Origin of the sequence: Sphingorhabdus sp. (genome assembly GCF_041737645.1) — a bacterium.
In the GTDB taxonomy this organism is placed as follows: domain Bacteria; phylum Pseudomonadota; class Alphaproteobacteria; order Sphingomonadales; family Sphingomonadaceae; genus Sphingorhabdus_B.
On sequence record NZ_JBGSRI010000065.1, the window covers coordinates 25,251 to 42,963 of the forward strand.

The following is a 17,713-nucleotide window of genomic DNA, read 5'->3' on the forward strand; positions in this document are numbered from 1 at the left end:
ATGGAAGACGTTGGTATTAAACGGGCCCTCTTGTCGGTTTCCGACAAAACCGGCCTTGTCGAATTGGGGCATGCTTTGGCGGCGCGGCATGTCGAACTGGTATCGACCGGGGGAACCGCAAAGACCCTTCGGGATGCCGGTTTGCGGGTGAAGGATATCAGCGATCTGACGGGCTTTCCCGAAATGATGGACGGGCGGGTAAAGACATTGCACCCCAAGGTGCATGGCGGCCTGCTCGCGGTGCGCGACAATGCGGAACATGTCGCGGCGATGAAAGCGCACGACATTGGTGCAATAGATTTGGTGGTGGTCAATCTTTATCCCTTTGCCCAAACCGTCGCAAAAGGCGCAACGCGCGATGAAATAATCGAAAATATCGATATCGGCGGCCCATCGATGGTCCGCAGCGCAGCAAAGAACCATGCCTTTGTCACAATCGTCACAGACCCGGCCGACTATGACATTCTGGTGGCTGAGCTCGAAGAAAGCAACGGCAAGACCAGTTATGATTTCCGCCGGAAATGTGCGGCCAAGGCCTATTCGGCGACCGCTGCTTATGACAGCATGATCAGCCAATGGTTCGCCTTTGCCGACCAGCAGCAGTTTTTTCCCGATATGTTGGCGATCAATGGCAACCGCATCGAAGAATTGCGCTATGGCGAAAATCCGCATCAGCGCGCAGCTTTATATGTGCCGGTCGGCCCACATGGTTCCGGCATAGCGCAGGCCGAACAGGTGCAGGGCAAGGAGCTGTCCTATAACAATTATAACGACGCCGATGCCGCGCTCGAACTCGTCAGTGAATTTCGCGATGGTCCACCCACGGTGGTTATCGTCAAGCACGCCAACCCCTGTGGCGTCGCCAGTGGCGACACATTGATCGACGCCTATCGCGCCGCGCTGGAATGCGATAGCGTGTCGGCCTTTGGCGGGATCGTGGCGGTCAATCGTCCGTTGGATGGCGCGACAGCCGAGGCCATAACCGAAATTTTCACCGAAGTGGTTGCCGCCCCTGCCGCCGACGATGCGGCCAAGGCGGTCTTTGCGAAGAAAAAGAATTTGCGCCTGCTGCTGACCGGCGATTTGCTCGATCCCAGGCGCGGCGGACTTGCGATCAAGCCGATTACCGGTGGATTACTGGTGCAGTCGCGGGACAATGGCCATGTCGCGGATAGCGAATTCAAGGTGGTGACCAAGCGCACGCCCACCGCGCAGGAATTGGCGGATTGCCGCTTTGCCTGGACGGTTGCCAAGCACGTCAAATCCAATGCGATTGTTTATGCCAAGGATGGTGCAACCGCGGGTATCGGCGCAGGCCAGATGAATCGCCGCGACAGCGCACGTATTGCCGCAATCAAGGCGACAGAAGCTGCTGAAACTTACGGCTGGGTTGTTCCACGCACGGTGGGTTCTGCAGTCGCTTCCGACGCATTTTTTCCCTTTGCTGACGGACTTCTCGCCGCCGCCGAAGCGGGGGCAACCGCAGTCATCCAACCCGGTGGTTCGATGCGCGACGATGAAGTCATTGCCGCCGCCGATGAAGCTGGTCTTGCCATGGTTTTCACCGGCATGCGGCATTTTCGGCATTGAGAAAACCCTCTCCCGTTGGGAGAGGGTTGCGAAAGCTTGGCGACTTGTCGCCTAGCGTTAGCTGGGTGAGGGGCTCCGCCGTATCGACAGGGCGCAGCCCCTCACCAACTCCGCCTAAGCGCAGGCGCTAAGGCTTCATATCCTCTCCCAATGGGAGAGGGGATAGTTACCCAGCCCGTTTGACCGTACCGCGATAGTTCCCATTACCGCCCTTTTTGGGGCCGTAGTTGCGCGCAGGTGCGCCCGGGTCACGGCGGTTCTCGCTACGCGCGGCAAAGGCGCGGTCAGCGGTCGGGCGACGATCGCCGCTTGGTGCATTTTCATTGCGTGGACGTGCTTCTGCGCCGCCGTCGCGTGGGCCGATGGCAGGCTGCCACCCGCCTTGCGGAGCGAATGTGCGCTGACGGGTCTCGCCATTGCGCCCGGTTCCGCCATTATTACCGCCTAGCTTCTTGCCGGCATAATTCGTGCGGCCTCCACCGGGTTGACCACCACCGCGACCGCCACGGGCCTGCTGCGGCTTTTTGTCGGCAACTGGGGGCGGCAGCGCTGCAACTGCGGCACGGAAGCCCTCGGGAAGACCAAGCGTCATCGCACGGACGCCGGTAAGCCGTTCGATATCCTTCATATAGCCGCGCTCGTCACCGGCAACAAAGCTCATCGCCACGCCTTCACGGCCCGCACGCGCGGTCCGACCAATGCGGTGGACATATTGTTCGGGAACATTGGGCAGTTCGAAGTTGAACACATGGCTGACGCCGGGAACGTCGATACCGCGTGCAGCGATGTCGGTGGCTACCAGGATATTGATCTTGCCGTCACGAAACGCCTGAAGCGCTGCGGTGCGCTGGCCTTGGCTTTTGTTGCCGTGGATCGCGGCGGACTGGATGCCGGCCCCCGCAAGCCCACGCACAACGCGGTCGGCGCCATGCTTGGTGCGGGTGAAGACCAATGCGCGGTCGATCTCTTCGCTTTGCAGCTTGAGCGTGAGCAAGGTCTGCTTTTCACGTTGCTCGACAAAGGTAACAAACTGCTCGACGCGCTCTGCGGTTGTGGCCGCAGGTGCAACCGAAACGCGGACAGGGTTGTTGAGGAAGCGGTTGCCGAGTTCGGCAATCGCCTTTGGCATCGTCGCCGAGAAGAACAACGTCTGGCGCTGTTTTGGCAGCAACTGGTCAATCCGCTTCAAAGCGTGAATGAAACCAAGATCCATCATCTGGTCGGCTTCATCAAGAACGAAGATTTCGACATCTTTCAGGGTAACGGCGCGCTGCTCGATCAGGTCAATCAAACGGCCTGGAGTAGCAACCAGAATATCGACACCGCCCGCGAGACGCTTTTTCTGGCTGAAAATCGGCATTCCGCCAAATACGCAATCGACCTTAAGGCCGAGAAACTTGCCATAAGTTCGGAAGCTGTCGGCAATCTGCGCGGCAAGTTCGCGGGTTGGCGAAAGCACCAGCATGCGGCAGCTATATTGCTGGCGCGCCTTGGGCTTGGTGGCAAAGTGATGGAGCGACGGCAACGCGAATGCGGCAGTCTTGCCCGTTCCGGTTTGCGCGATACCGCACAGGTCGCGGCCCTGAAGCAAAGACGGGATCGCCTGTTGCTGGATCGGGGTAGGGGTGTCATATCCTGCGGCTTCGAGCGCCTTAAGAATGGGTTGGGCAAGGCCCAGGTCTTGGAAAAAAGACATAATTATACTTTCAAAATAGTCGTTGCCGCCTTGGGCGCGTGTCCTTCAATCAGGACCGCACAGGCGCAACAGCAGGTGTTCGGGAGCAGCTTGTGCCGACCCGTTGGAAACAACCCTGCGTGATATGGGAAGCCTCTAAGCTTACGCATCTTGTTCGATTGGCGGAGCCTGATATTCAAGGCCCTCACGCTGCCAATACTGCGGCGGTCTTGTCCGCTCGCCTCATGCGCTTGGCGCTGCAGTTAGGCGTTAAGTTCGAAAAAAGCAATATAATATTACGCAGCCGCAACTTTCGCCAAATTTGGCCGTTGATGTAACCCCCCGTTAACCATCTATTAGGGCATTTCCTTCACAGATTTCAGGGATAGATTTCTACGGGGGATTACAAGTGATTGCTCAGGGCCAAAATTCAGTTGACGTTGCGATTATCGGTGCAGGCCCGGCGGGCTTGACCGCGGCTTATCTGCTTACCAAAAAGGGATATAGCGTCACCGTCATCGAGAAGGATGAGCGTTATGTCGGTGGCATCAGCCGCACCGTCGAAGTCGATGGCTATCGTTTCGATATTGGCGGACACCGGTTTTTTTCAAAGTCGAAAGAAGTCGTCGATCTTTGGAATGAAATTCTGCCGAACGACTTCATCCAGCGCCCGCGGATGAGCCGCATTTATTATGAAGGCAAGTTCTACAGCTATCCGTTGCGTGCTTTCGAGGCCTTGTTCAATCTGGGCATTATCCGTTCGACCCAATGCATGATCAGCTATGCCAAAGCCAAATTATACCCGATCTCAAACGTACGCAGTTTTCAGGACTGGACGATAAACCAGTTCGGCGAAAAGCTTTTCTCGATCTTTTTCAAAACCTACACCGAAAAAGTTTGGGGCATGCCATGCGACGAAATGTCGGCGGATTGGGCGGCACAGCGGATCAAGGGGCTCAGCCTAGGGGCGGCAGTGCTTGATGGTCTGAAGCGGTCCTTCGGCTTCAACAAAAAGCCCAATGACGGCATGGAAACCAAAACATTGCTGGAAACCTTCCGCTATCCACGGCTTGGGCCAGGGATGATGTGGGATGCAGCGCGCGACTTCGTGGTCGCCAATGGCAACCATGTCCTGATGGGCCATCGGTTCAAGCAACTGGCCCAGGACACCAGCGGCGACTGGCGGATGTCGGCCACGGCGTCGGACGGTAACGAAACCGTGATCACCGCCAAGCATGTCATCAGCAGCGCCCCGATGCGCGAATTGTCTGCACGCATTCACCCCTTGCCGCAATGTTCCATGACAGCAATGAACCTGCGTTACCGGGACTTCCTCACCGTTGCCCTGATGATCAAGTCGGATGACCTGTTCCCCGACAACTGGATATATATTCACGACAGCAAGGTGCAGGTCGGCCGCGTGCAGAATTTCCGTAGCTGGTCACCCGAAATGGTTCCGGACCCCTCGATTGCCTGCGTTGGTCTTGAATATTTCTGCTTCGAAAATGACGGCCTGTGGTCATCGAGCGATGCCGACCTCATTGAGCTGGCCAAAAAGGAAATGGCCATACTCGGTCTTTGCAAGGCCGAAGATGTTGTCGGCGGTGCTGTGGTTCGGCAGGAAAAGGCTTATCCTGTTTATGACGACGATTATGCTGCCAATGTCGAAGTGATGCGCGCGGAACTGGAAACGGTCTATCCGACGCTGCATATGGTGGGCCGGAACGGGATGCACCGCTATAACAATCAGGATCACGCCATGATGACGGCGATGCTGACCGTCGAGAACATTGCCGCCGGTTCGCGCGTCTTCAACATATGGAATGTAAACGAGGATGCCGAATATCACGAGGCTGGCGACGAAGGTTCGCAAAAGGTTATCGTTGCAAAGGTCAATGAAGACCAGGCCGCTGCGCTTGAGTCTGAAAGAGATGTCCCGCGCCGGATCGCCAAGGATGGCGACTCCGATGACCAAGGCCGCAAGATTGGCCAGGCTGCCTAAGTTAAATGGACCGCGCCATCGCCTCCGCGCTGGTGCTTTGGCACCGGTTTACGATCACTCGCTATCTGGCGGCCAGCATTATAGCTTTGCTGTTTGATGTAACCCTGTTTTCGACACTTGTCGCAATGGCAACGGATCCGACCATTGCCTCGGCTGCCGGATATTGCGTTGGCATCGTCATCCACTGGCTCGTCAGTGCCAACATTGTTTTCCCCGGCAAGACGCGTGGCGGTGCGGCATTGCATGTGCAGCGTGCGCTGTTTGCAGGCTCTGCCCTGTTGGGACTTGGAATCACGGTTACCACTGTCGAGACATTAGGCCGGTTCGGTATTGACCCGATCGGTTCGAAAGCCGTGGCCATAGGCATCAGCTTTGTTGCGGTCTATGCCATGCGCAAATGGGGCGTATTCCGGTGACAGCCCTGACAGCAAATTTCGGACAGCTGGCCGTTTGGCGGCTGGATGATGAAGCGAAGAAGTTCGCAAACTGGCTGCTGATCTGGGTCGTTCTGGCGAATATCGGCTTTGTCGCCATGTGGTTTTCGGGCGCCCCGCCACGGCATATGGATATTATATATGCCGGGCTTCTCGGCCTTGTCGTCAAGCGCATGCCTTTCCTTGTCCGCTATTTCGCTTTTGCCGGTATTCTGACATTTTCGACGCTGAAGTTCGTTGGCGGGCTGTTCAATCTCGACATGTCGTCGCTGCTCTATTCCCTGCAGTTCTTTGCCGAGATCAAACCTGGGAATTCCATCGACTATATTGCAGGTGCTTTCGCGATATTGATCGTTTTGGTGGTGGCTTGGAAACTGTTGCGTCGTGACAGCAACTTTGCGCGTCCGTTGCTCATCATTGGCGCAGCGGCTGCCGTGGTGTCGCTCGCCGCTGTCGACCTGTGGATGGGTAAAGACATGCGCGGGCACTATTTTCGCGCGGCACCCGCTGGCGCGCTCTTCGGATCGGCTACCGGCGACAGCGGTTTTGCCGCCCGCGCAGATGGCAAGCGGCATCTGGTATTGATCGTCGTCGAAGCGATGGGGGTTCCCCGGAACAACCCGGAAATGTCGAAGCTTCTGTTTGCGCCGCTGGTCGACAATAGTGCAGTAAAGGCCCGTTATGATTTCAGGCGCGGCACCGCTCCCTATTATAACAGCACCACCGCCGGAGAGATTCGTGAGCTTTGTGGCCGCTGGGGGGATTATTACGATCTGCTGAAACGCAAGGACCCTTCTTGCCTGCCCGCTGTGTTGGGCAAAAAGGGGTATGATAGCTTGGCCATGCACAGCTTTACAGCATCCTTTTTCAAACGTGAGGACTGGTATCCCAACATAGGCTTTGCAAAACGCGAATTCGGTACTGACATGATGAAGGCAGGCGCGGAGAAATGCGGGGGAGTCTTTCCCGGCGCTTGTGACAGGCAGATACCCAAGCAGATCGCGGCCAAGTTGAAGGCTGCAGACAAACCGACATTTCTGTACTGGCTGACACTGAATGCACATTTGCCGGTGCCATCGGGTCTGAACCTGAACGTCGACAATTGTGAACGCGTCTCGGCGTTGCTGAAAGCCGAGTTCCCCCAGATCTGTCGCCAGTTTGCCATCTACCATGATATCCAGGTGGCGCTTGCCGATGAAATTACCGCAGCTGATTTTCCCGATGCGGATATCCTTTTGGTGGGCGACCATATGCCGCCCTATTTCGACCGGCATCACCGTACGCAGTTTGACCCCGGACAGGTGCCGTGGCTTTATCTTCGCCGTAAAGATCAGGCAGACAAAGACATCATGCCACGCTAGATCAATTGAGCGGGGGGCATGGAATGATTTATGGGGCGCAAAAAGGTCGTGAGGCGGTGCCGTTAAGGCTACTTGCCGCGTTATGGCTATTCGTCAGCGCGGCGCTTATCTGGTCGGGCTGGTCTCATGTCGGGACATTAGCGGGCTGGGATCCCGATGATGCGTTACGACTGGTGCAACTGCGTGATTTCCTGAACGGACAAAGCTGGTTCGACACCACGCAATATCGCATGAACCCGCCCGATGGCGCTCCAATGCATTGGTCGCGCCTGATTGAATTGCCGCTTGCCATCATCATTATTTTGCTACGTCCGCTGTTTGGACAGGAATCGGCAGAGATTATCGCTGGAACGGCGGTACCGCTGCTATTGCTGGGCTGGATAACCTACATGCTGTCCCGCGTAGCCACGCAGATTTCGTCGCGTGAAGCCGGGGTTGCAGCCGCTTTGATCACCCTTTCTTCCGGTGCCCTGCTTTTGCAATTGCGACCGATGCGGATCGATCATCATGGCTGGCAGCTGGCAATGGCGGTGCTTGCCTTATCAACAATTTTCTGGACAGAACTTCGAAAAGCCGGAATCATTCTGGGGCTGGCGCTTGCGATATGGCTTCATATCTCGCTTGAAGGCGCACCTATGACAGCCGCCTTTTTCCTCTTATTGGGCGTCCGCTGGATTGGCGATGTGCGCGAGGGGGCCCGGCTTTTCTGGACGATCCTCAGCTTCGCCCTGTTTACTGCCCTGCTGTTTCTGGGAACCCAGGCGGATGGATTCTACGCGGCCACTTTTTGCGACACCGTGTCGCCACCACATTTGGCGGCCATTGCCTGCGCAGCCCTCATTATGTTGCCCGCTGTCCATTTGCAGCCCGACAGTTTGAAAATTCGTCTGCTCGCCGCCGCTCTCTCGGGTGGCGGAGCATTGGCCATTCTCTTTTTGTGGGCACCGCAATGTGCAGGAGGCGCATTTGGACAGCTGGATCCGCTTGTTCGCGAATATTGGTATAGCAAGGTCACCGAGGGCCTTCCCATATGGCATCAGCCGTGGCGCGCCATCGTCACTCTGGCTGCGGGGTTGCTGGCCGGGGCCATCAGCTGGGCGATATTGAATGCAAGACTTGGGGGATCAAAGCGTCACCAGCTTGGTACAATTGGTTACTTTCTGCTTTTCGGCGTTCTCCTTTCGATACTTGTTGTCCGCACAATTTCGGTCGCGACTGCTTTTGCCATACCCGTAACCGCGACTCTCGTCGCCCTTCTCTTCCGACAGTATCGCCAATCCAAAACAGCACGGCACCGCATAGGGCTGGTGGTGGTCATACTCCTGTTGCTGGTACCCGGGGCTGCCGTATCATCTCTGATCCGGGCCATCCCTGAAGGCACCAGGTCGGGCAATCAGAATGCAAAGGCGGCCGATGAATCGTGTCAGTCTGCGGCATCGGTTCGTGCGTTAGCCGCGCTTCCCAAAGGTACGATATTTACGACATTCGACATCGGCCCGAGTATATTGGCGCAAACGCCCCATCGCATTCTGGCAAGCAGCCACCATCGCAACGAACAGGCGATGCGCGACCATATCCAGATTTTCCGTTCTGCCCCCGACGCCGCGCATCGTTTGATGAAAGCCCGGGGCATTAGTTATATGGCAATATGTCCTGCGGAAACGGAGCTTGCATTTTATGCGCGAAAAGATCCCCAAGGACTTTGGGCGCAGATGGCCAAGGGCAAAATGCCGCCATGGCTGGAACCGGTCGGGGTGTTGGGGCAAGGTATAAAGGTCTGGCGTGTGCGCGAGTAGCGTCAGCGATAGATTCAGAAGGAAAGCGACCAAAGCAAAAATGGTTCAACGCTCTCCATTCTATTCCGCGTCAGAGATGCATGAAGTCCCGTTCAAAACTTTTCAGATGGGCACCGCCGTCGACGAATATGGTCTGGCCTGTTACATCCCCCGCACCTGCAAGATATAACACTGCCTCGGCGACGGCCTTGGGGGATGGCAATGCGCCAAGTGGCATCATTTCGGCAAGTCGGGCTTCCAAAGCCGCATCATAATCATCGGTTGAAATCACCAGACCGGGAGCGACGGCATTAACACGGGCAGTTGCGCCGAAAGCCGCCGCCATTGATCGAACAGATGCGCCGAGCGCTTGTTTGGACAAGGTGTAGCTGAGTTGGTCGCGATGCGGATTGGTTATCCGCTGATCAAGAATGTTGATTATGGCGGGTCGAAGCAATCCGTCGCTCGCCTGCACCAGCGCCTTAGCCAAAAGAAGAGGCGTAAACAGATTCAGCCGAAAATGGGCTTCTAACGTATCGATATCCATTGCTTGCCAGTCATCCTGACCAAATATCGCTGCATTGTTTATCAGGACATCTGCAGGCCGATCAAAACGCGTCGTTACCTCGCCGATGAGGCTTTGCGCATTTTCAGGATCACTCAGATCAGTTGTAAACGCGTGCCACTGGCATTTTTGTTCGTCGAGTATTTGGATCAGACCGGCATCCGGATCTTTGTCGACATGACTGACCAATGCCAAAGCATATCCCGCTTTTGCCAATGTCTTCGCAATTTCGGCACCCAAGCGGCGCTTGCCACCCGTCACAATTGCCAATTGTGCCTGTGCCGTCATTTGCGGTCCCTTGCCATTGTGATTCCGATTGCCTCCCCATCCTCAGCGATCGCCAGCTTGATGATTTTCACAGTTATGCTGCTGATACGTGCGTCATCAGCGAACAATGTTTCCATGATATGATCCGCCACGGCTTCGATCAGCGTAAAGTGCACGCCTTCGGGCAAATGGGTGGCCGCTTCCTTCAGTGTCATGTAGTTTTTTGATGCATCGAGCGGTGTATCGGGCGTGTAACGATCCACCATATCCAACGTTACGCTGATCGAGATTTTCAGCGGCTGTGGTAAATGGGTCTCCTGACTGTAAATGCCGGTCAGGACATTAACGACGAGATCGTGAACTTCAAGAACGAGGGTGTCTGCCATAATATTCCTTATTGTGACCAGCGCGCGAAGATAGCGGTTGGCAAAAGCAGGCCGCGTGTCTCTTCACGCACCGCCAGTTCACCGAACTCGACTTTACCGCCCAGATCGGAAAAATGAGATTCCAGCAACCCGCCAAGGGCCAGAGCAGACATACGCACGGCATAGACGGTAAGGAAAAGAAAGCGGGAATCCTTATCCAGAAGCTTGCGGCAGTTTGCGATTAGTTCCGGCAGATCTTCTTCAAGCCGCCAGACTTCGCCTTCCGGCCCACGGCCATATTTGGGAGGATCCAGCAAAATACCATCATAGCGCTTCTCGCGCCGCACTTCCCGCGCAACGAACTTTGCGGCGTCATCAACGATCCAGCGGATTGGCCTGTCACTCATCCCCGACATTTCTGCGTTGGCGCGCGCTTGCGCGACTGATTTCTTTGATGCGTCGATATGGACCATTTGCGCGCCAGCAGCAGATAATGCGAGGGTACCGACGCCGGTATAGCCAAACAGGTTCATCGCCACCGGTTCCGGCACTTTCGCAATCTGTTCTCGCATCCAGCGCCAGACAGGGTCCATGTCGGGGAAAAATCCGAGATGACGAAAGGGTGTGCATTGTGCGTTGAACGTTATTTCGTCATTCCAGACAAGCGGCCATCCATCCATCGGAACGGGTCGGTTATTGTACCAGCGCCCGCCGCCCTCTTCGTCCGATCCCGGAACGAATTCGGCATCGGCATCCCAGTCTTCCTGTGCCGGCATCCACATGGCTTGCGGTTCGGGACGAATGAAGCGCCGCCCGCCATAGCTCTCATATTTGCGTCCACTACCACTGTCGATCAACGTATAATCGTTGCGCGGTTCGCTGACGAGCGTGACAAAATTCGGTTCCATGGGCGTCGATGAATCGTTCTGGCTGCAGATTATCTGACGGCTTTAGCAAGAACATAGTCGCGAACGGCGCCATAGTCGCCCGGCAGAATGTCAAACCGTTCGTCGCGTTCAAACAAATTGGCGAGGCGTTGCGGTAAAGTGGGCCGGATGCCGGTGGCGCGCTCGACCGCATTTCGGAATTTTGCGGGATGCGCGGTAGCAAGCGTGACGACCGGAACCTCGGCGGCGATGCCTTGCGTGCGTGCGGCGTGCAACGCAATGCCCGTGTGCGGATCAATGACCTCACCACAATGTTCATAGGCCCAGCGCATTGCGAGTGCCATATCGTCGGCATCCGCACGCGTGCTGGTGAAAATACTCGCCTCTCCAAGCATCTCGGCGTTGATCTGCATTCGTCCGCTTTCTTCAAAGCTCTTCATGCGCGCCAATGTTGCGGAGCCGTCGCGACCTTCCAGATCAAAGAGCAGGCGTTCGAAATTACTCGAGACCTGAATATCCATCGATGGGGCAGAGGTAGGGGTGACACCCGCGACCGAGTAATCCCCCGAAGTCAACGCCCGGTGCAATATGTCATTCACATTGGTGGCAACGATCAGCCGTTCAACCGGAAGCCCCATCTGCGCGGCGACATAGCCTGCAAATACATCGCCAAAATTACCGGTCGGGACCGAAAAGGCGACACTGCGGTCAGGCGATCCAAGGCGTAGGGCGGCCGCGAAATAGTACACCACTTGCGCCATCAACCGCGCCCAGTTGATCGAATTGACCGCCGAAAGCGTCAGCGGCCCGTTAACATCCCGGTCACTGAACATCCGTTTCACCATGGCTTGAGCGTCGTCAAAGCTGCCCTCTATGGCGATATTATGGATATTGGGGGCAAGGATGGTGGTCATTTGGCGACGCTGCACATCTGACACCCTTTCATGAGGGTGCAGCATGAAAATCTCGATCTGGTCCCGTCCGGCAACCGCATCAATCGCCGCGGAACCGGTATCGCCAGAGGTTGCGCCAACTATTGTCAGCTTCTTGTCCGTGCCGTCCAGGAACCGCGCAAACAACTGCCCCAGCAATTGCAGCGCGACATCTTTGAACGCCAAAGTGGGCCCATGAAAAAGTTCGAGCAGGAAATGCTGGCTGTCCAGCTGTTTCAGCGGGACAATCGCGCTGTGGGCGAAGCTACCATAAGCGGCCTTGCACAGAGCCTGCAACTCGTCTTCGCTTAAGACGCCTTGGGTGAACGGGGCCATGACACGCGCGGCCAGCGCAACATAATCCAGCCCGCGCATGGCGGTAATCTGCTCGGGCGTAAAGCGCGGCCAGTGGCGCGGCACATAAAGCCCGCCATCGCCCGCAAGACCAGTGAGAGTGACGCCTGCGAAATCAAGGATGTCCGCATTTCCGCGCGTGCTGAAATATTCTGTGCTGTTGTTGCCCATAACGCGCCCGCCGTTAGCCGTGCAGGTTACTTTCCGCAAGATTATTGCAAATCGGCACGGATAAATTCGGCGGCGCGTTCTCCGATCATGATGCTGGGCGCATTGGTATTGCCCGAAACCAGACGCGGCATGATGCTTGCGTCGGCGACGTACAGACCGTCAAGCCCTTGATATTTCAGACGCGGGCTAACCACAGCGTCGGCATCAGCACCCATACGGCAGGTGCCAACGGGATGATAAACTGTGTCGGCGCGGCTGCGGATCAGGGTATCCAGCTCGGCGTCATTTTCGATGTTGACCGGGTGCCGGTCCTGGCCGCCATAAGCGGCAAGTGCAGGCGCGCTGAAAATGCGGTGCATCTCGCGAACGCCTCGGCGCAGTGTCGCCATGTCTCGCTCGTCGCTCAGGAAAGCGGGGTCGATCAGGGGAGCTTTGCGCGCATCGGGTGAGGCAAGACGCACGGTGCCGCGACTCTCGGGGCGCAGGACACAGGCGTGGCAACTAAAGCCATGGCCCTTTATTTTGGTGCGCCCGTGATCTTCCAGCATGGCGGGAACAAAATGATATTGGATGTCGGGTGCCGGTGCGTCAGGGGTCGACCGCCAGAAACCGCCCGCTTCGGCAAAGCATGTGGTCAAAATGCCGGTCCGCTTGCGGCGGTGTTCGAAAAAGGCTTTTGCCATGCGGACGGTGCCGCTCAGCGAATCGCCGAAGAAATCGGTTTTGGACGTGGTTTCGAAACTGGAGACGTAATCGATATGGTCCTGCAAATCCGCGCCTACTGCGGGTTTGTCATCGACAACGTCAATTCCCACGCTTTGCAGATGGGCGGCCGAGCCGATGCCGGACAGTTGCAGTATCTGCGGGCTGCCAAAGGCACCGGCGCAAAGCACCACCGCGCCCCGCGCCCGAATTGTCCGTTTACGGCCCCAGCCTTGCGAAATGACGACTCCGGTGGCGCGGCCATTTTCGACCAGTATCTTCTCCGTGAGGGCGCCGGTGATGATTTCCATCCGGTCGCGCGCCGGTTCCACATAAGCGCGTGAGGCAGTCCAGCGTTCGCCGCCCTTTTGCGTGACCTGATAAAGCCCGAATCCATCCTGGCTCGCGCCATTGAAATCGGAGTTGCGGGGCAGTTGGAGCTCGGCTGCTGCATCGACGAAAGCAAGGCTTCCCGCCTGTGGCCAAAGCTGGTCCATGACCGACAACGGTCCGCCCGCGCCATGAAACGGATCTGCACCACGGGCATTGTCCTCGCACCGCTTAAAGACGGGTAAGACATCGTCATAGGACCAGCCGTCGCAACCCAACGTGGCCCAGTTGTCATAATCCCATTTGTGCCCGCGAATATAGACCATCGCGTTTATGGCGCTGGACCCGCCAAGTCCCCGCCCCCGCGGTTGGTAGCCTGTCCGTCCGTTCAGGCCCTTTTGCGGGACGGTTTCATATTTCCAGTTTGATGCGCCACGAATGAAGGGCATGAATCCGGGTGTTTTGACCAGCATGTTATTGTTGCTGCCCCCCGCTTCGATCAGGCAGACCGTATATCGCCCGCCTTCGGACAGGCGGCCGGCCGCCGCGCTACCTGCCGAGCCACCGCCAACCACGATGATGTCAAATTCGTCCATAGCATTTCCTCTTCGCGAGAGGGTTTAATCGGACGATTAACTACTGGCAAGAGTGTAAATAGGGCTATTCCGCGGGCTGTTCGTGTTGTCGGTCGAGCCAGCGCTGGCGAATCATATCGGAGGTATCGCGGCTACCATCATGACTCCAGCCGGGAGGGCGCCACGCATAAGACAATTTATGCTTCCACGGTGCAGACCAGATGTCACGGGCGATACCAGCCCATTCGTGGAACACCGACCACAAAAGGTTGAATGTGCCTAGCTGCCGGACAATGCCGTACCGGATTTTTTCGTCCTCTATTTCTTCTGTAAAGGTCCCGAACATCCGGTCCCAGATTATGAATACACCCGCATAATTCCGGTCCAGATAGCGTGGGTTGGTGGCATGATGGACGCGGTGATGGCTGGGGGTGTTCATGATATATTCGAACCAGCGCGGGAATTTGTTAATCGCCTCGGTGTGGATCCAGAATTGGTAGATCAGGTTGATCGCTCCTACGAAAAGAATCATTGCAGGATCGAATCCGATGAAAACCAAAGGCAGGCGGAACAGGAATGTGAAGGCGAAAAAGCCGGTCCATGTCTGCCGCAGCGCGGTCGACAGATTATAATGCTGGCTGCTGTGATGGTTTACGTGCGCGGCCCAGAACCAACGGACACGATGCGCGGACCGGTGAAACACATAATAGAAAAAGTCATCCAGAACAAAGCAGGCGATCCATGCCCACCAGGTCCACGGGATGGTTGTGATTCGATAGTCATAGCCCCACATGGCGATAGCGAGCATAGTGCCGCCAAATAGGGCGCCTGCCACCGTGCTACCCGTGCCCAGAGCGAGCGACGTCAGCGTATCGCGGGGTTCATATTTTTCGGGGGCATAATGACGCACCCACAGCATTTCCAAAATGATCAACAGGATGAATGCCGGCACCGCATAATCGACGGGGTTGAAAAGTGTTTCGCTCATGTATTCAGATGCCTTAAGCCCGATGCCCAATATTGCGCTTCTTTACCTAAGTTCAAGGTAACCCGGCCAAAAGTCCGCTCGCCGGTTCCAACGGTCAGGAAATTCTGGTCCAGCCTTGTTTCACTGTGGTTATCGAGCAAGCGACCGGCAAAATGTGCGCCATGGCGGCGGATAAGCAGGTGGCGGCCTTGGGCATCACGCATCAACGCACCCATTCCGGCCCTATCGATGGCGATGCCGACCGGATCAAATCCACTGATAATTTCATCGGCGATTGCGCGTGCCTGTTCGTCGCTGCGGATACGAACATCGCCGCCCAGCCCAAGCGAGCGGGCGAGCCATGCCAGAAACAGGATCGCCAAAATGGAACCGCCAAGTTTTAGAAGGGTAATGACCAAAGGCGTCATGATGCGCGACCGCGAACCATGTCCATCATTGCGGCAATAGGCGCCAGGTCATAGCCTGCGTCGGCCGCCTGCTCCGTCAAAACCGCGGGATGGTCGCCGCGCGATGCCCGTGCCAGAGCCCATAATAATGTCGACCGTGTTCCCGACCGGCAATAGGCAAGTACCTTGCCCTCGGCGGCATCGAGCGCATCGGCCATGGCCGTGACCTGCCATTCGGCAAAACCGGCATGAGTCACGGGGATCGCAACATAAGCAAGCCCCGCCGCCGCAGCAGCGGCTTCAATCTCGGCCCCCGAAGTCTGGTCGGCAGATTCATCCTCTGGCCGGTTGTTAATGATCAGGGTAACGCCCTGCGCGGCTGCTTCTTCGACAGCGGCGCAGTCAATTTGCGGTGCGACATAGATTTTATCATTCAATTTTCTGAACATCGTTCGATCCATATTTTAATCGCGCATTTAGCACAAGTGGCCTGCTTTACGCGACACTCTGGAACTGGCGCACAACATCCAGAAAGGCATCGCCATAGGCATCGAGCTTGCGCGCGCCCACGCCGTTAACCAGCGCCATATCGGACCGGTTTTGTGGTTTTAGCATGGCGATATCACGTAGGGTAGAGTCGTGGAAAATGACATAGGGCGGGACGCCTGCCGCATCGGCGAGCTCGCGCCGCTTTGCACGAAGGGCATCGAACAACGGGTCACCAAGCGGGTTGTCGCCGCCGCGTTCGCGTCGCTTGCGACCGGTTGGTACCAGCGCAATCTCGACCTTTTTTTCGCCGCGCATGATCAAACGTGCATCGCCCGCCAGTTTGAGCCCACCATGTTCATTGGCGACAAGGCTACCGCGCGCCTGCAACGCCCGCGCCAGTGTCTTAAGCGCGCTCGCTTCCTGCTCGTCGACAATGCCGAACACCGACAGTTGGTCATGCGAAAACTTCAGCACGCGCTCATCGCTTTTTCCGGTCAACACCTTTTCCAGATGGCCCACGCCAAACATCTGGCCGGTACGAAATACGGCAGAAAGAAGCTTTTGTGCCAGTTCGGTCGCATCTTTTACTGCGGGTGCCTCCAGACAATTATCGCAATTGCCGCATGTCTCGGGCGGATCTTCGCCAAAATGCCGCAGCAAAAGCGCGCGTCGGCACCCGTGCGTTTCGACCAGCCGTGAAAGCGCATCAATACGTACCCGCTCGGCATCACGCCGTTCTTCGGGCAGTTCGGTCAAGCGTTCGCGCGCGCGGGTAAAGTCCCCGGCCGACCAGAGCATATGCGCCACGGCGGGGTCACCATCACGTCCGGCTCGACCGCTTTCCTGATAATAGGATTCGATGGATTTCGGTAGACCGGCATGGACGACAAAGCGCACGTCGGGCTTGTCGATTCCCATGCCAAAAGCAACCGTGGCGACCATGACCATATCTTCCGATGCCACGAAATCCGACTGCGCCTTGGCACGCAGGCGCGGTTCCATCCCCGCATGGTAGAAACGCGCAGTCCGCCCGGTTGCTGCAATCTGCGCTGCGATCTTTTCGGTCCGGTCGCGCGTCTGTGCGTAGACTATACCCGCGCCGTTCAGGGAGCGAACCAGTGACGCGATCCCGCCTTTACCGCCGCCATTCATGGCATAGCGAATATTGGGCCGGTCAAAGCCGGAGACGATTATGCCCTCCGGTGCAATACCAAGCTGTTCGGCGATGTCTGCGCGCGTATGGGCATCGGCGGTGGCGGTGAGGGCAAGGCGGGGAACCTGAGGAAAATCATCCATCAAGGGCCGCAAAAGCCGATAGTCGGGACGGAAATCATGCCCCCATTCAGATACGCAATGCGCCTCATCAATGGCGAAAAGCGCGATTTTACTTTCACGCAGCAAGCCCCGAAATTCAAAACTATTCGCGCGTTCTGGCGCAACATAGAGCAGGTCTAACTGGCCACCGCGAAAGCGCTCCATTGTCTCGGCACGGTTGTCATCGGCCGACGTCAGTGTCGCAGCCCGGATACCAACTGCATCGGCGGCCCGCATCTGGTCATGCATCAAAGCGATAAGAGGAGAAATGACGACCGTGGTGCCGTTCATCATCACAGCAGGCAGCTGGTAACAAAGCGACTTTCCCGCGCCGGTTGGCATCACCGCCAGGCTGTTCCGTCCCGCTAGTACCCGATTGACGACATCTTCCTGCACCCCACGAAATGCAGGGAAGCCGAATACGCGGTGCAATATGCCGGCGGTGTCGATTGGTTCAGGGGCAGTGGCCATCGCGCCATGCCCTAACCCCGATATCTCTTCCAAGATAGACCGTGCTTCAACCATGCGCGACTCCGCTGTGGATAGGTGGG

Annotated in this window: 15 protein-coding genes; 5 read left to right on the forward strand and 10 right to left on the reverse strand. The window is 56.9% G+C overall.

Going from position 1 to position 17,713, the window contains the following annotated elements; translation table 11 throughout:
* Positions 1-1,590 (forward strand): bifunctional phosphoribosylaminoimidazolecarboxamide formyltransferase/IMP cyclohydrolase, encoded by a 1,590-nt coding sequence (purH, locus tag ACEW72_RS12505; RefSeq protein ID WP_373476719.1) that lies wholly within the window; start codon positions 1-3, stop codon positions 1,588-1,590.
* Between the two features lie 166 nt (positions 1,591-1,756).
* On the opposite strand, the gene ACEW72_RS12510 is transcribed toward purH, so the two are convergent.
* The gene (locus ACEW72_RS12510; RefSeq protein WP_373476720.1) at positions 1,757-3,286 is read right to left on the reverse strand and encodes a DEAD/DEAH box helicase; all 1,530 of its coding nucleotides are present in this window, start codon (positions 3,284-3,286) and stop codon (positions 1,757-1,759) included.
* A 388-nt stretch (positions 3,287-3,674) separates the two neighbouring features.
* On the opposite strand from ACEW72_RS12510, the gene ACEW72_RS12515 reads away from it, so the two are divergent.
* Genes ACEW72_RS12515 through ACEW72_RS12530 form a run of 4 tightly spaced genes read left to right on the forward strand, consistent with a single transcriptional unit; the run spans position 3,675 to position 8,858 of the window.
* Positions 3,675-5,267, forward strand: coding sequence for an NAD(P)/FAD-dependent oxidoreductase (locus ACEW72_RS12515; RefSeq protein WP_373476721.1), 1,593 nt, complete (start codon positions 3,675-3,677; stop codon positions 5,265-5,267).
* A gap of 5 nt (positions 5,268-5,272) precedes the next feature.
* The gene (locus ACEW72_RS12520) at positions 5,273-5,683 is read left to right on the forward strand and encodes a GtrA family protein (RefSeq protein WP_373476722.1); all 411 of its coding nucleotides are present in this window, start codon (positions 5,273-5,275) and stop codon (positions 5,681-5,683) included.
* Positions 5,680-7,062, forward strand: a complete 1,383-nt coding sequence (locus ACEW72_RS12525) for a sulfatase-like hydrolase/transferase (RefSeq protein ID WP_373476723.1) — start codon at positions 5,680-5,682, stop codon at positions 7,060-7,062. The genes ACEW72_RS12520 and ACEW72_RS12525 overlap by 4 nt, the downstream gene beginning before the upstream one ends.
* Before the next feature lie 23 nt (positions 7,063-7,085).
* Positions 7,086-8,858 (forward strand): hypothetical protein, encoded by a 1,773-nt coding sequence (locus ACEW72_RS12530; RefSeq protein WP_373476724.1) that lies wholly within the window; start codon positions 7,086-7,088, stop codon positions 8,856-8,858.
* Between the two features lie 70 nt (positions 8,859-8,928).
* On the opposite strand, the gene ACEW72_RS12535 is transcribed toward ACEW72_RS12530, so the two are convergent.
* The 9 genes from ACEW72_RS12535 to recQ form a co-directional block, all read right to left on the reverse strand.
* The gene (locus ACEW72_RS12535) at positions 8,929-9,690 is read right to left on the reverse strand and encodes an SDR family oxidoreductase (protein WP_373476725.1); all 762 of its coding nucleotides are present in this window, start codon (positions 9,688-9,690) and stop codon (positions 8,929-8,931) included.
* Entirely contained in the window at positions 9,687-10,055 is a 369-nt protein-coding gene (locus ACEW72_RS12540; protein ID WP_373476726.1) for a dihydroneopterin aldolase, read from the reverse strand. The genes ACEW72_RS12535 and ACEW72_RS12540 overlap by 4 nt, the downstream gene beginning before the upstream one ends.
* 8 nt (positions 10,056-10,063) lie before the next feature.
* Positions 10,064-10,942, reverse strand: coding sequence for a class I SAM-dependent methyltransferase (locus ACEW72_RS12545; protein WP_373476727.1), 879 nt, complete (start codon positions 10,940-10,942; stop codon positions 10,064-10,066).
* Positions 10,943-10,971: 29 nt separating this feature from the next.
* Positions 10,972-12,378: a threonine synthase gene (gene thrC / locus ACEW72_RS12550; protein ID WP_373476784.1), complete on the reverse strand. Its 1,407-nt coding sequence runs from the start codon at positions 12,376-12,378 to the stop codon at positions 10,972-10,974.
* Between the two features lie 41 nt (positions 12,379-12,419).
* Positions 12,420-14,006: a GMC family oxidoreductase gene (locus ACEW72_RS12555; protein WP_373476728.1), complete on the reverse strand. Its 1,587-nt coding sequence runs from the start codon at positions 14,004-14,006 to the stop codon at positions 12,420-12,422.
* A 64-nt stretch (positions 14,007-14,070) separates the two neighbouring features.
* A complete protein-coding gene (locus ACEW72_RS12560) occupies positions 14,071-14,973 on the reverse strand; it encodes a sterol desaturase family protein (RefSeq protein ID WP_373476729.1) in 903 nt (300 codons plus the stop codon).
* Positions 14,970-15,380 carry a hypothetical protein gene (locus tag ACEW72_RS12565; RefSeq protein WP_373476730.1) on the reverse strand — a complete coding sequence of 137 codons (411 nt, stop codon included), beginning with the start codon at positions 15,378-15,380 and terminating at the stop codon, positions 14,970-14,972. Before ACEW72_RS12565 ends, ACEW72_RS12560 begins: the two co-directional genes overlap by 4 nt.
* On the reverse strand, positions 15,377-15,808 hold the full coding sequence (locus ACEW72_RS12570; RefSeq protein ID WP_373476731.1) for a TIGR01244 family sulfur transferase: 432 nt from the start codon (positions 15,806-15,808) through the stop codon (positions 15,377-15,379). Before ACEW72_RS12570 ends, ACEW72_RS12565 begins: the two co-directional genes overlap by 4 nt.
* Positions 15,809-15,854: 46 nt before the next feature.
* Positions 15,855-17,633 (reverse strand): DNA helicase RecQ, encoded by a 1,779-nt coding sequence (recQ, locus tag ACEW72_RS12575; protein WP_373476785.1) that lies wholly within the window; start codon positions 17,631-17,633, stop codon positions 15,855-15,857.
* Positions 17,634-17,713: the final 80 nt, after the last annotated feature.